This window comes from Lysobacter silvisoli (assembly GCF_003382365.1).
Taxonomy (GTDB): Bacteria; Pseudomonadota; Gammaproteobacteria; order Xanthomonadales; family Xanthomonadaceae; genus Lysobacter; species Lysobacter silvisoli.
The window spans coordinates 148690-162243 of sequence record NZ_QTSU01000004.1 but is presented as its reverse complement, the minus strand read 5'-3'; the positions used below and the strand labels follow the sequence as shown (position 1 = coordinate 162243).

Genomic DNA, 13554 nt, shown 5'->3' with positions numbered 1-13554 from the left:
ACCTGAAGCCGCGTCGCGGCTCGGCTTAATTCCGGCGTTAGATGCCATGGTGAGAACCGTCGCGGCCGCACTTCTACTTTTTCCGAGTCTCGAGCTTGGGCGGAACTGCTCCTGCAACCCTGTTGAGTCCAAAGCTCAATGGACTAGGGAGCTATTTCAAGGCTCCACGTACGTCTTCTACGGCCGCGTCGATTCCGTTGCGCCGCCACTTCTTGGTTCAAACGAGACGCGGGATTGCAGAAATGGGGTCAGAGTGCATTTCTCTCGGCTTAAGGAGATGTCATGAAACGCACATGGGCCATTATCGGTGTTGCCAACGTCGCCCGCAGCTACGACTGGTATCGGTCGCTGTTCGGGCAGGCTCCGTCCACTCCGGCTCACGACTACTTCGGCCAGCTTCGGGACGACGACGGCACGGTGCTGCTCTGCCTGCATCAGTGGGGCTCGCACGATCATCCGACACTGGCCAGTCCGGAACGAGCCGAGCCGGGTAATGGCTTGCTGCTGTTCTTTCGCGTGGACGACTTCGACGCGGCGCTAGCGCGTGCACGCGATTTAGGTCCGGAGCTGGAAGAGGAGCCGAGCATCAACCCGGCTACCGGCACCCGGGAGTTTGCGTTGCGCGATCCCGATGGGTACTACGTGATGATCAGCGAACTTGGGAGCGACGGATGAAGCGCACCGCAGGCGTTGGATGCTTGGTTCTGCTGGCATCCATGCCGGCCTGGGGCGTCTGCATCGTGGAGCCATTGGAGCCGCAGTTGCGCGCTGCTGACACGGTCTACGTAGGCACAGTGATCCGCTCGCAGCTGACTTCCAATCTCGAAACCCTGGGCGCGCTCAAAGACCCGCGCAAGCGCAGTGCAGAGATCGAACATACCCTCGTGCCCCAGATCGTACTGAAAGGCGAGCCATCGCAGGCGCCGAGCGTCGTATCGAGTTGGCGGTACAACGATCCACGAGCCGCCACCGTGGTGGAATTTTCGGAGCAGGCGACGCTTACGCCCGGAGATACCGTACTGGTCATCGCGCGTTCGGGCGAGCAGACACGATACAGCCTTTGCTCGGCCACTCGGAAGTGGGACCGCGACGCCATCAAGGCGACACGCGCGGTGTTTCGGCTTAAGCCCTAAAGCCTGCCAGCGCTCTTCGCGGAGGCAGGGCAAAAGCAAATCCCCCCTAGTTCCCCCCTTTTTCAAAAGGGGGGGGAAAGCCCGGCATGTGCCGGGCTTTTTTTTGGGGCGTAGCGACAAGGTGTTACTTCCCCGGCGCGTACCGCACCGTCAGGAACCACTCGCGCCCCGGCTGGTTGTAGAACGAGATCGTCTCGTAGTCCCGATCGAACACATTGGCCAGGCGCGCCTGCAGGGTCCAGGACGGGGTCAGCGCGTACTCGGCGCGCAGGTCTACGGTGCCGTAGCCGCCGACGCGGCGGCTGTTGGCCACGTCGTCGTAACGCGCGCTGGAGCCCACCGCGGTCAGGCCCAGGCGGAAGTCGCCGAAGGCGCGGTCCACGTCGATGCGCGCGCTGCGCTTGGCCCGGCGCGGCAGCTCGTTGCCGGCGTAGAAGCCCAGGCGGTTCTCGCTGTCCAGGAAGCTGGCGCTGGCGGCCACGCTCCACTCGTCGATGTTCGCGTCGAAGCCGATCTCGGCGCCGCGCAGGCGCGCGCTGTCGATGTTGTTGGGGCGGAAGATCGCCGAGTCGTAGGCGATCAGGTCGTCCACATCGGTCTGGAACGCATCGATGCGGGCGTTGAAGCGCTCGCCGCGGTAGGCCAGGCCGACTTCCCAGGTCTTGGATTCTTCCGGGCGCAGGTTGGGGTTGTTGAAGAACGGGTAGTACAGCTCGTTGAAGGTCGGCGCCTTGAACGCGGTGCCGTAGCCCGCGGTCACGCGCCAGCCCTCGCCGAAGCCCAGGCCCCAGGCGACGGAACCGGTGGTGTGGCCGTCGAACTGCTCGTTGTCGTCGCGGCGCAGGCTGGCTTCGATGGACTGGTTGCCGAAGCGGCCCTGGTACTGCACGAACACGGCGCGGTTGTCGCGTTCGGTCTCGTCGTAGGCGGTGTCGCTGTCGACGCGGTCGCGCAGCCAGTCGAAGCCCACGCTGAGCAGCTGGCCTTCGCCCACGCCGAAGTCGCCCTGCAGGTTGATCGTGTCGCGGTCGGTGGCGAAGTAGCCGTTGGCCACGCTGCCCAGGAAGTTGTCCGATGCGTCGCGGTTGCGGCCGGCCGACAGTTGCACGCGCACGGCGTCGCTGGGGCGGTACACGGCCTTGCCGCCGATCACCTGCTGCACCACTTCGGAGTAGTTGACGAAGCTGCCGTCGTATTCGTTGTCGCCTTCGGCGCGCAGGGCATGGCCTTCGAAGCTCAGCGCGTCGCTGGCGTCGAAGCCGCCACGCACGGACAGCGAGCGGTTGCGGTAGCCGTCGCGGTCGGGTTCTTCGGTGAAGCAGCCGGCGAACAGGGTGCTGGAGCCGTCGCAGGCGTTGATGCCGTCGGTGCGCTGGTAAGCGGCGTCCACGCCGAACCAGCCGCGGCCGACGCGGCCGCCGACGCCGGCGCTGGCTTCGCGGGCGCTGTTGCTGCCCACGGTGACGCTGGCGCGCGGCGCGACCGCGCCGCGATCGCGGCGGGTGAAGATCTGGATCACGCCGCCGACCGCGTCGGCGCCGTACAGGCTGGAGCGCGGACCGCGCACGATCTCGACCCGGTCGATCAGGGCCATGGGCAGGTCCTGGAACGAGGCCAGGCCCGAGGTGGGCGAGCCGATGCGCACGCCGTCCACCAGCACCAGCACGTGGTCGGTTTCGCTGCCGCGCAGCGACAGCGTGGTCAGCTTGCCCAGGCCGCCCTGGTTGCCGATGGAGATGCCGGCGCGGCCGCGCAGCAGGTCGGGCAGCGAGCGCGCCTGGCTGCGGGCGATGTCCTCGCTAGTGATCACTTCCACCGGAGCCAGGGCGTCGTTGGCGCTGATGGCGGTGCGGGTGGCGGTGACGATCACGTCGTCGAGGTCGGTGGCCTCGTCGGCGGGCTGCGCCTGCGCGTAGGCGGGCAGGGCGAGGGCGGCGGCGATGGCCAGGGGCAGAACACGCATGAGCAAACTCCAAAGGCGGGCCAGGGCCGCGCCGTCGATCAAAGGAGTTGCGAGGAGAGAGGCCGCGAATGCGGGCGCGGATGGCGCCGACGTCGCCGCCGCGACGCCCTCCGCATCGCAACCAGTCGCGCGTCGTGGCCGGTCTCCGGACTCGCGAGGCGGGCACTGGGCCCGGGTCGCGGCGCCTTCCCGTGCGATGCACAGTGGCGTAGGCCGCGGCCGACTCGCTTACCGTTGCGGGGGCAGCGCCGGACTGGCCTGGTCGCGCGCAGGGCGCGGGGGCGTCACCGGCTTCCCGTTTCAACCCAGGCGGCGCAGGCCGCCGGGGTCACCTCGAAGCGGGCGCAGTTTACGCGATTGGGCTGGTTGGCGGGCGGTCTGAAGCCCTTCCCCGCCCAGCGGGAGAGGGGTTGGGGTGAGGGCACGCGGGGTTACCTGCTTGCGGCGCGCCTTGCGCCATCGCGCGCCCTCATCCGCCCTTCGGGCACCCCCGATTCAAGCACTCGAGGGCAGGCTCTTCTCCCGCAAGCGGGAGAAGGGAATTCCTATTCCCGCTCTTCCGCCTCGTCCCCGCCATCCCCCGCCGGCTCGTCGTCGTAGCCGTCGTCGTAGGACGGCGGCAGCGCCACCGTGTCCTCGGTATGCACCGTGGTGCGCACCGGCGCGGCGGCCGGGCGGTTGCGCGGGGCGGGCAGCAGGGCGGTGGCGGCGTCGGCGGCCTGGATCAGCTCGTTGCGGCGCTCGTCGGAGATCTCCTGCCAGTGGCAGTCCAGCAGCGCGCCTTCGATCGCGTACAGCAGGTTCAAGGTCGGTTTGAAGCCGGCGCGCTTGACCCGCATGAAGGCCTCCACCGTGCCCACCGCGGCGATGTCCTCGTGCGAGCGCAGGCCGACCTGGCGCAGCCAGGCCGCGCTCTTGGGGCCGATGTTGCGCAGCTTGGCGCCGCTCATCGCAGCGTCTCCAGGTAAGCCTGGGCGATGGCTTCCAGGCCGGCCTGATCGTCGGCGTCGAAGCGGTCCAGGGCGGGGCTGTCCAGGTCGAACACGCCGATCAGCCGGCCGTCCAGGCTCAAGGGCACCACCAGTTCGGAGTTCGATGCCGAATCGCAGGCGATGTGGCCCGGGAACCGGTGCACGTCGGCGATGCGCTGGGTCCGGCCGCTGGAGGCGGCGGCACCGCACACGCCCTTGTCCAAGGGAATGCGGATGCAGGCCGGCAGGCCCTGGAAGGGGCCGACCACCAGTTCCTGGCCGTCGTAGAAATAGAAGCCGACCCAGTTCAGTTCCGGCAGGGCGTGATAGACCAGCGCCGACAGATTGGCGGCGTTGGCCACGCGGTCGCGCTCGCCCTCCATCAGGGCGCGCGCCTGGGACAGGAGCAGGGCGTATTGTTCCGGCTTGCTGCCGGTCAGGGCGTTGGCGGCGAACATATCGCGAGTGTAGCAGCGGCACGCCCGCGCATTACCATGGCCGCTATCCGCCCCTGGGGAATGCCGATGACCGAAGCCGGACAGCCGCGTCCCGGGCCGAGCAGCCAGTCGCCGAATACGAGCCCGCCGAGCGCCGCCCCGTCGCTGCCCGCCTTCCGCGAACGCGGCCACCAGGTCACGCGCCTGGAAAGCTTCGTCGATGCCGCCTTCGCGTTCTCGCTGACCATGCTGGTGATCCTGTTCAACGAACTGCCCGACACCGTGGCCGAGCTGCGCGAGGCGCTGCGGCGCGTGCCCACCTTCGTGTTCTGCTTCGTGCTGATCGCCATGTTCTGGGGCGCGCACAACCGCTGGAGCCGGCGCTACGGCCTGGACGATGCGCGCTCGATCGTGCTGAGCCTGGCCCTGGTGCTGGTGGTGATGATCTACGTCTATCCGCTGCGCATGGTGATCTCCAGCGCCATGTCGCTGTTCACCGGCGGCTGGGTGCGCAGCGAACTGGGCATCGACCCCGCGCATTGGAACGCCGACCTGCAGACCGCCTTCATGGTCTATGCGGTGGGCTTCGGCCTGCTGTCGCTGATCGTGTGCGAGCTCAACCGCCACGCCCTGCGCCGCGCCGATGCGCTGGGCCTGAGCGAGGCCGAACGCTACGAAACCCGCACCGAAATCGGCCTGCACTGGATCCTGGCCGGCAGCGCCGGGCTGAGCCTGTTGCTCAGCGGCGTGGCCCTGGCCTGGCCGGGCGAACGCACGCCGGGCCTGGTCGCCTCGCTGCCGGTGTGGGTGTACGCGGCGTTGGGCGCGGCGATGCCGTACTACGCGGTGCGCCGCAACCGGCAATGGCTGGCGCGCCAACGGCCGATCCAGGACGTCCCCGCGTGAGCCCGCGTCGTTACTTCGTCACCGGCACCGACACCGGCATCGGCAAGTCGGTGGCCAGCGCCACGCTGCTGCACGCGCTGCGTGCGCAGGGCTTGCGCGCGGTCGGCATGAAACCGGTGGCCAGCGGTTGCGAGGACACGCCCGAAGGCCTGCGCAACGAAGACGCGTTGCTGCTGCAGGGCGCCAGCGATCCGCGCCCGGCCTATGCCGACGTCAATCCGTATGCGCTGCGTCCGCCGCTGGCGCCGGAACTGGCCGCGGCCGACGCCGGCATCGAAGTGCGCCTGCCGCCGTTGCTCGATGCCTACGCGCGCCTGGCCGCGCAGGCCGATGCGGTGGTGGTGGAGGGCGTGGGCGGCTGGGACGCGCCGCTGTCGGCGAGCCTGGACCAGGCCGATCTGGCCCGCGCGATCGACGCGGAGGTGGTGTTGGTGGTCGGAATGCGGCTAGGCTGCATCAATCATGCGCGCCTGACCGCGCGCGCCGTCGCGGCCGAGGGTTTGCGGCTGGCCGGCTGGATCGCCAACGAAGTGGACCCGCACATGGATCGTCGCGACGACAATGTCCGATTGCTGCTGCAACGTATCGACGCACCCTGCTGGGGCCGGCTGCCTTACGCGACCGTGCCGGATCCGGCCGCTTTCTCGCGTTTGCTCAAGCTGGCGTAAGGCATCGGCCCCGTGACTTATGGGGGGTGGGGGCCGGATTCAGAATGCTAGACTTCCCAGTATAGGAATTAGAACAGTCACCGCGCGCGCGCGCGCAGAACAACGATGGAACCGGAGTCCTTTCCCATGACTATGAACCTGCGCTCCGTGGCATTGGTCGCCGCGTTGGCCCTGGCCCTGTCCGCCTGCGGTGGCGATGGCGAACAACAAGCCGGAGGCGCGCCGCCGCCGCCCGAGCTGGGCGTGGTCAAGGTGCAGCCGGCCAGCGTGCCGCTGCAGAAGGACCTGGTCGGCCGTCTGGCCGCCTACCGCAGCGCCGACGTGCGCGCCCGCGTGCCAGGCGTGCTGCAGCGCCGCGTCTACGCCGAAGGCACCGACGTGCGCGAAGGCCAGGTGCTGTTCGTGATCGACCCGGCGCAGATGGAAGCCGAAGTCGGCCAGGCCCAGGCCGGTCTGGCCTCGGCCCAGGCCAACTACGCCAACGCCAAGGCCGCCGCCGATCGCGCGCGCCGTCTGGCGCCGGAAAAGTTCATCTCCAAGTCCGACCTGGACAACGCCCTGGCCGCCGAACGCAGCGGCTCGGCCGCGGTCAAGCAGGCCGAGGCCGCGCTGGCCAACGCCCGCATCAACCTGGGTTACGCCACCGTGCGCGCGCCGATCGACGGCCGCGCCGGCAAGCAGCAGGTCACCGAGGGCGCGCTGGTCGGCCAGGGCACCGCGACCCTGCTGACCACGGTCGACCAGGTCGATCCGCTGTACGTGAACTTCTCGCTGAGCGTGTCCGAGCTGGAGCAGGTGCGTCGCGCCCAGGCCGGCGGCGGCGCCAGCCAGACCCAGGTGCAGGTGATCCTGCCCGACGGCACCCCGTACGAGCGCACCGGCACCATGGACTTCTCCGGCGACGTGGTCGATCCGGCCACCGGCGCGATCGCGCTGCGCGCGCGCGTGCCCAACCCGGACAAGACCCTGCTGCCCGGCACCTACGTGACCCTGAAGGCGACCCTGGGCACCCAGACCAACGCCTTCCTGGTGCCGCAGGCCGCGCTGCAGCGCGACCCGGCCGGTTCCTACGTGCTCACCGTCGGCGCCGACGGCAAGGTCGCGCGCAAGGACGTGGCCGCCGACCGTACCCAGGGCCCGAACTGGGTGATCAGCCGCGGCCTGGCCGCGGGCGATCAGGTGGTGGTGTCCGGCATCCAGCGCGCCCAGCCCGGCCAGCCGGCCAAGGCCGTGCCCTACCAGCCCGATGCGGGCAAGAAGCAGCCCGCCGCCGGCGCGGCACCGGCTGCCAAGGACTAAGCGACCGCCATGTCCAGATTCTTCATCAACCACCCGGTCTTCGCCTGGGTCATCGCGATCCTCATCACCCTCGGCGGTGTGCTCGCGATCCTCAACCTGGGCGTGGAGTCCTATCCCAACATCGCGCCGCCGCAGGTCAGCATCTCGGCCAGCTACCCGGGCGCGAGCGCGGAAACCGCCGAAGGTGCGGTCACCCAGGTGATCGAGCAGCAGCTGACCGGTATCGATAATCTCGATTACTTCAGCTCCTCCTCCAGCGCCTCGGGCGGCTCCTCGATCACCCTGACCTTCGCTCCGGGCACCGACCCGGACATCGCCCAGGTCCAGGTGCAGAACAAGGTCGCCCTGGCCACGCCGCGACTGCCGGAAGAAGTGACCCGGCAGGGCGTGGTGGTGGCCAAGTCGAACTCGAACTTCCTGATGGTGGTGGCGCTGCGTTCGGAGAACCCGAACGTGGACACCAACGCGCTCAGCGACATGATCGGCTCGCGCGTGCTCGACCAGATCGCGCGCGTGCCCGGCGTGGGCAGCACCCAGCAGTTCGGCTCCGAGTACGCCATGAACATCTGGCTCAACCCGGAGAAGCTGCAGGGCTACGGCCTGTCGGCGACCCAGGTGCTGAACTCGGTGCGCGGCCAGAACGTGCAGTTCGCCGCCGGTTCGATCGGCGCCGAGCCTTCGCCGCAGGAGCAGGCCTACACCGCCACGGTCTCGGCCGAGGGCCGCTTCAGCACGCCCGAAGAGTTCGGCAACATCATCCTGCGCGCCAACGCCGACGGCACCACCGTGCGGCTCAAGGACGTGGCCCGGATCAAGATCGGTTCGCAGTCCTACGGCTTCGAGGCGCGCTGGAACGGCGCCCCGACCGGCGCGTTCGCCGTGCTGCTCAGCCCCGGCGCCAACGCCCTGGGCGTGGCCGAGGCGGTGCGCAAGCGCATGGACGAGCTGCAGACCAGCTTCCCGCCGGGCGTGAAGTGGTTCTCGCCCTACGACACCTCGACGTTCGTGCGCATCTCGGTGGAGGAGGTCGTCAAGACCCTGCTCGAGGCGATCGTGCTGGTGTTCCTGGTGATGCTGATCTTCCTGCAGAACTTCCGCGCCACCCTGATCCCCACCCTGGTCATCCCGATCGCGCTGATGGGCACGTTCCTGGGCATGTACCTGCTCGGGTTCACCATCAACCAGCTCAGTCTGTTCGGCATGGTGCTGGCCATCGGCATCGTGGTGGACGACGCGATCGTGGTGATCGAGAACGTCGAACGCATCATGACCGAGGAGGGCCTCAACGCCCGCCAGGCCACGATCAAGGCGATGAGCCAGATCAGCGGCGCGGTCGTGGCCATCACCGTGGTGCTGGCGGCGGTGTTCATTCCGTCCGCGTTCCAGGGCGGTTCGGCCGGCGAGATCTACAAGCAGTTCGCCATCACCATCGCCATGGCCATGGCGTTCTCCGCGTTCCTGGCGCTGGGTTTCACCCCGGCGCTGTGCGCGAGCATGCTCAAGCCCACCGAGCACCATAAGTCGAACTTCGTCTTCCGCGCGTTCAACACGGTCTATAACAAGGTCGCCGACACGTACGTGGGCCACATCGCCGGCGCGATCCGGCATGCGCCGCGCTGGATGGCGGTGTTCGTGGCGCTGGCCCTGCTGTGCGGTTTCCTGTTCACGCGCATGCCCGGCAGCTTCCTGCCGGAAGAAGACCAGGGCTACGCGCTGGCGCTGGTGCAGCTGCCGCCGGGCGCGACCATGCGCCGCACCCAGGCGGTGTTCGACACCATGCGCCAGACCCTGGAGAAGCAGGAAGGCTACGACGGCATGATGGAAGTGGCCGGCTTCAGCTTCGTCGGCCAGGGCGAAAACATGGGCATGGCCTTCGTCCGCCTGAAGCCCTGGGGCGAGCGCAAGGTCGACGCGGCCACCTTCATCCAGAACGCCAACGGTGCGCTGTTCGGCATCCGCGACGCGCAGATCTTCGTGATCAACCTGCCCACGGTCAGCGGCCTGGGTTCGTTCGGCGGCTTCGACATGTACCTGCAGGACCGCAGCGGCCAAGGCCGCGACGCCCTGACCCAGGCGCGCAACATCCTGTTGGGCAAGGCCGGCGAGAACAAGGCCCTGGTCGGCGTGCGTCCGAACTCGCAGGAGGATTCGCCGCAGCTGAAGCTGGACGTGGACCGCGTGCAGGCGCAGGCGATGGGGCTGTCGGTGAACGACATCTACAGCTCGATCCAGCTGATGCTGGCGCCGGTGTACGTCAACGACTTCGTCGACAACGGCCGCATCAAGCGCGTGACCATGCAGGCCGACGCGCCTTACCGCACCGGCGCCGAGGCCCTGAGCAAGTTCTACACGCCCAATCCCTCGGCGGCGACCAACCCCGACGGCAGCAGCGCGGACAGCACCACCAACGCGATGATCCCGCTGACCAACGTGGTCCACAGCAAGTGGATCATGGCTTCGCCGTCGTTGACCCGCTACAACGGTTATTCGGCGGTGGAGATCGTGGGTTCGCAGGCGCCGGGGCACAGCTCGGGCGAGGCGATGAACGCCATGCAGGCGATCGTCGACAACGACCTGCCCGAGGGCTTCGGCTACGACTGGACCGGCCAGTCGTATCAGGAAATCCTGTCGGGCAACCAGGCGCCGATGCTGATGGTGCTGTCGATCCTGGTGGTGTTCCTGTGCTTGGCGGCGCTGTACGAAAGCTGGTCGGTGCCGGTGGCGGTGCTGCTGGTGGTGCCGCTGGGCGTGCTGGGCGCGGTGATCTTCTCGCTGCTGCGCGGCCTGCCCAACGACATCTACTTCAAGATCGGCCTGATCACGGTGATCGGCCTGGCGGCCAAGAACGCGATCCTGATCGTGGAGTTCGCGATCGAGCAGCGGCAGGCGGGCAAGACCCTGCGCGAGGCGACGATCGAGGCCTGCAAGCTGCGTTTCCGCCCGATCCTGATGACCTCGTTCGCGTTCATCATGGGCGTGATCCCGCTGGCCATCTCCTCCGGCGCCGGCGCCAACTCGCGCCACGCGATCGGCACGGGCGTGATCGGCGGCATGATCTTCGCGACCTTCCTGGGCGTGCTGCTGATCCCGGTGTTCTACGTGATCGTGCGCCGCATCCTGGGCGACAAGCTGGACGAGGCGCCCAAGCGCGTGCAGCACGACGACGAGGAGCCCGCGGCCAAACCCGCGCGCTGAGCGTCCGCTCCAAAGCTGAAGAAGCCCGCCACCCGGCGGGCTTCTTTTTTGCCTGGGCCCCCGTCGCTTTGGGGTAGGAGCGGCGTGAGCCGCGACCGCGAATCCTCACCTACGACGAAAACTACGCACGCCCCCCTGTAGGAGGTGCGCAAGCTGCGACCGCGAATCCGCACCTACGTCGTCACCTGGTTCTCTCCGCTTTGTCTTCCCCCTTTGACAAAGGGGGATTGAGGGGGATTTGCTTTGGCTGTTGCTCTTGCTTAGCAGCAACTGCAACAGCTTCCGTCCGCAAGCGGCCGCGTCACTTTCTTTTGATAAGCGTCAAAAGAAAGTAACCAAAGAAAAACGCTGTCCCTGGACAGAGCTTCCGTGCGAGATCGGAGCGGGCGCGGGGATTTTTCGATGGCACATCCCTGTGCCAGCGAAAAACGGCGCACCTCCTGTGCGCCGCCCTCCGGGTCTTCTATTGGTACGGCGAGTTCGGTGCCCGAGCGAAGATCAAGAGCATTCGCTGCGCTCACCCCCCTCACCCTAGCCCTCTCCCGCAAGCGGGAGAGGGGACACATTCGACGCCGCTGCCTTTTAGCCCCTCTCCCGCTTGCGGGAGAGGGGTTGGGGTGAGGGCGCGCGAAGCCTCAATCTCGCGTCGAACCTCGCGCTCTCAAACCTCCTGCGCCAGAGCGCGGGCTTGCGATCCCGCTCGGCACCGGCCGCCGCCAAAAACAAAAAACCCGGCAGCTCGCGCTGCCGGGTTTCGTGTCCGTCGGGGGTCGACGAGGAGAGAGACTTTGCGACTTACTTGGCGACCTTGGTCGCGGCCTTGGCGGCCTTCTCGACGTTGGCCTGAGCGGTCTTGGCGGTCGACTCGATCTGCGACTTGGCCAGCTCGCCGATGGCTTCGTTGGCCTTCAGGGTGCGGCCGAAGACTTCCTGACCGGTGGCGACGGCGCGCTCGACGTTCTCGCGGGCCACCTGCACGCCCTTCGGCCACAGGGTCTTGAGGGCGTCGAAGTCGCGGGCTTCGGCGGCTTCGCCGAAGAAAGCGAAGGTGGCGTTGACGCGGTCTTCGATCGCGGCCAGCTGCAGGCCGAACACGGCCTCGGCGTTGTCGAGGGTCAGACGGTTGACCTGAGCGGCCGTGTCAGCGAACTGACGCGTCGCGGCGGCGAACTGCTCGTTGAACTGCTGGTACATGGCTGGCTCCTGGAATGCGTTGTGGTCCGGGCCGGGGGGATGCCCGGATTGTGCGGTGCAGCATAATCCGGGGTTTGTTGCGATGCAACATCGATCCGACGAGCGGTTGCCGGCCATTCATCGGCCTAACCAAATCAACGGGTTATGTGGCGCGTGGACGCCATGGCGCCGCCAGCATGGGCGGCCAGGGTGACCGGACAATGACGTGCGCCTGCCTCCGAGCCGGGCTCAGCCCCGGTAGCGGCAGCCCGAAGTGCAGGTCTCGTGGACCACGATTTCGCTCAGCAGCGGCAGCTCGGGCTTGAGCTGCTCCCAGATCCATACCGCCAGCCGCTCGCTGGTCGGGTTCTCCAGGCCGGGGATGTCGTTGAGGTAGTGGTGGTCCAGCCGGTCGTACAGCGGCTGGAACGCGCGCTTCACGTCGGCGAAGTCCATCACCCAGCCGGTGTGCTCGCCGATCGGGCCGTCCAGGTGGATCTCGACCCGGAACGAATGGCCGTGCAGACGCGCGCATTTGTGGCCTTCCGGCACGTTGGGCAGGCGGTGCGCGGCTTCCAGGGTGAAGACTTTGAAGATGTTCATGCCGATATTGTGCCGCAAGCCCCGCCGGGCCGCCGGCACGCGGCGCTATGGGGCCTTCAACCGGTCCGTCGCCAACTGCGCGATCTGCCAGAAAAGCGCCGCATTGCCGGCGGCGCGCGCGGACAGCATCGCGCCGTGGATTGAGGCCATGAACATCGCCGCTTCCGCCGACGGGGTGTCGGCCAGGCGCACCGTTCCCTTCGCCGCGCCTTCTTCCATCGTCAGCGCGAGCCAGGCTTGCAGGCCGTCGAAATGCCCTCGGACCTCATCGGCGACCTCCGCCGGGATGGCCGGCAGTTCGGCCGCCAGCAGCGCGCAGATGCAGATCGGAGGATTCGACTCGCGGATGCATTCGGCCCAATAGCGGCTGTAGGCGATCAGTCGCGCATACGGATCGGCAACCCCTTGTTGCAGCGACTGCAATCCTTGCCGCATCGCCTCGCGATGCAGAGCGACCGTGGCCTTGACCAGGTCGGCCTTGGCCGGGAAGTGGTGATGGATGCTGGCTTTCCTGACCTGCACCAATTCGGCGATGTCGGCATAGCTGAAGCCGTTGTAGCCGCCCGCGGCCAACAGTTCGTTCGTGCGCCGAACGATCTCCAGGGCCTTGGGCGAATACGCGGGCAGGGGGCTTGCGGACGGCATCAACGCGTTACCTGGACTCGATGGGTGCGCTGCTTGTACAGCGCGCGCATTTGCAGCGGAATGCCGACGAGCAGCGCCAGAAAGAGCGCGCCCTGCACACCCAGCAGCAAGGGGTCCTTCAAGTCTGTCACCAGCGGATCGCCGACCGGAAGCCTGCGCAGGCTTTCGGTCGCCGTGGGCACCATCAGCAGGAACACGGTCAGGCTCAGCGCGATCGTCTGCAGGTAGGTCCACAGGCGCTGGGCCGGCCGCCACATCGCGATGCCGTACCCCAGCAGCAGCAAGGTCAAGGTCACGGTGGCGATGACCACGCTCACCGGCTGCCGGGCGATGGGGTAGACGGTGAGCACGCCCAGCAGCATGAACCAGAAATAGGCGCGACCGGCTTTGGTCTCCGGCGCGATCCGCCCGTGCCGGACCAGCAGATACGCGGCGAGCGGGATCGCCGGCAGGCTGCCCAGCGTGTGGAGCCAACCGATCGGTGAGATGCCCATGGGGACGCTTCGCTATGGTGAGGAGGCGTAAATCTACCTATCAGTAGGTAGACAAGTCAACGGGCAG

General features: G+C 67.7%; 13 protein-coding genes and 1 riboswitch. Of the genes, 6 read left to right on the top strand and 7 right to left on the bottom strand.

Annotated elements, in window-relative coordinates; all coding sequences use genetic code 11:
* The first annotated feature begins 282 nt into the window (after positions 1-282).
* Both DX914_RS18450 and DX914_RS18445 read left to right on the top strand, forming a co-directional pair.
* Positions 283-675, top strand: coding sequence for a VOC family protein (locus DX914_RS18450; RefSeq protein WP_115861559.1), 393 nt, complete (start codon positions 283-285; stop codon positions 673-675).
* Positions 672-1133 carry a hypothetical protein gene (locus tag DX914_RS18445; protein WP_147300724.1) on the top strand — a complete coding sequence of 154 codons (462 nt, stop codon included), beginning with the start codon at positions 672-674 and terminating at the stop codon, positions 1131-1133. Before DX914_RS18450 ends, DX914_RS18445 begins: the two co-directional genes overlap by 4 nt.
* 124 nt (positions 1134-1257) lie before the next feature.
* Here DX914_RS18445 and btuB read toward each other — a convergent pair whose 3' ends face one another.
* The 3 genes from btuB to DX914_RS18430 form a co-directional block, all read right to left on the bottom strand.
* A complete protein-coding gene (gene btuB, locus DX914_RS18440) occupies positions 1258-3096 on the bottom strand; it encodes a TonB-dependent vitamin B12 receptor (protein ID WP_196778960.1) in 1839 nt (612 codons plus the stop codon).
* Positions 3097-3215: 119 nt separating this feature from the next.
* Positions 3216-3447, bottom strand: a riboswitch (cobalamin riboswitch).
* Positions 3448-3641: 194 nt separating this feature from the next.
* Positions 3642-4046, bottom strand: coding sequence for a TfoX/Sxy family protein (locus tag DX914_RS18435; RefSeq protein WP_115861555.1), 405 nt, complete (start codon positions 4044-4046; stop codon positions 3642-3644).
* Positions 4043-4525, bottom strand: coding sequence for a GAF domain-containing protein (locus DX914_RS18430; RefSeq protein WP_115861553.1), 483 nt, complete (start codon positions 4523-4525; stop codon positions 4043-4045). The genes DX914_RS18435 and DX914_RS18430 overlap by 4 nt, the downstream gene beginning before the upstream one ends.
* A gap of 66 nt (positions 4526-4591) precedes the next feature.
* Here DX914_RS18430 and DX914_RS18425 point away from each other — a divergent pair, with 66 nt between their 5' ends.
* The 4 genes from DX914_RS18425 (at position 4592) to DX914_RS18410 (ending at position 10572) form a co-directional block, all read left to right on the top strand.
* Positions 4592-5410: a TMEM175 family protein gene (locus tag DX914_RS18425; RefSeq protein ID WP_158549397.1), complete on the top strand. Its 819-nt coding sequence runs from the start codon at positions 4592-4594 to the stop codon at positions 5408-5410.
* Entirely contained in the window at positions 5368-6078 is a 711-nt protein-coding gene (gene bioD, locus DX914_RS18420) for a dethiobiotin synthase (protein WP_115861549.1), read from the top strand. The genes DX914_RS18425 and bioD overlap by 43 nt, the downstream gene beginning before the upstream one ends.
* Positions 6079-6204: 126 nt before the next feature.
* Positions 6205-7377 carry an efflux RND transporter periplasmic adaptor subunit gene (locus DX914_RS18415; RefSeq protein WP_115861703.1) on the top strand — a complete coding sequence of 391 codons (1173 nt, stop codon included), beginning with the start codon at positions 6205-6207 and terminating at the stop codon, positions 7375-7377.
* Between the two features lie 9 nt (positions 7378-7386).
* On the top strand, positions 7387-10572 hold the full coding sequence (locus DX914_RS18410; protein ID WP_115861547.1) for a multidrug efflux RND transporter permease subunit: 3186 nt from the start codon (positions 7387-7389) through the stop codon (positions 10570-10572).
* 795 nt (positions 10573-11367) lie between these two features.
* Here DX914_RS18410 and DX914_RS18405 read toward each other — a convergent pair.
* The 4 genes from DX914_RS18405 to DX914_RS18390 all read right to left on the bottom strand — a co-directional run bounded on the left by DX914_RS18405 (position 11368) and on the right by DX914_RS18390 (position 13487).
* Complete coding sequence (locus tag DX914_RS18405; RefSeq protein WP_115861545.1) at positions 11368-11766, bottom strand: phasin family protein; 399 nt, start codon at positions 11764-11766, stop codon at positions 11368-11370.
* A gap of 228 nt (positions 11767-11994) precedes the next feature.
* Entirely contained in the window at positions 11995-12348 is a 354-nt protein-coding gene (gene queD, locus DX914_RS18400; RefSeq protein ID WP_115861543.1) for a 6-carboxytetrahydropterin synthase QueD, read from the bottom strand.
* Positions 12349-12393: 45 nt separating this feature from the next.
* Positions 12394-12993 (bottom strand): TetR/AcrR family transcriptional regulator, encoded by a 600-nt coding sequence (locus DX914_RS18395; protein ID WP_115861541.1) that lies wholly within the window; start codon positions 12991-12993, stop codon positions 12394-12396.
* Complete coding sequence (locus DX914_RS18390) at positions 12993-13487, bottom strand: hypothetical protein (protein WP_115861539.1); 495 nt, start codon at positions 13485-13487, stop codon at positions 12993-12995. The genes DX914_RS18395 and DX914_RS18390 overlap by 1 nt, the downstream gene beginning before the upstream one ends.
* Positions 13488-13554 lie beyond the last annotated feature (67 nt).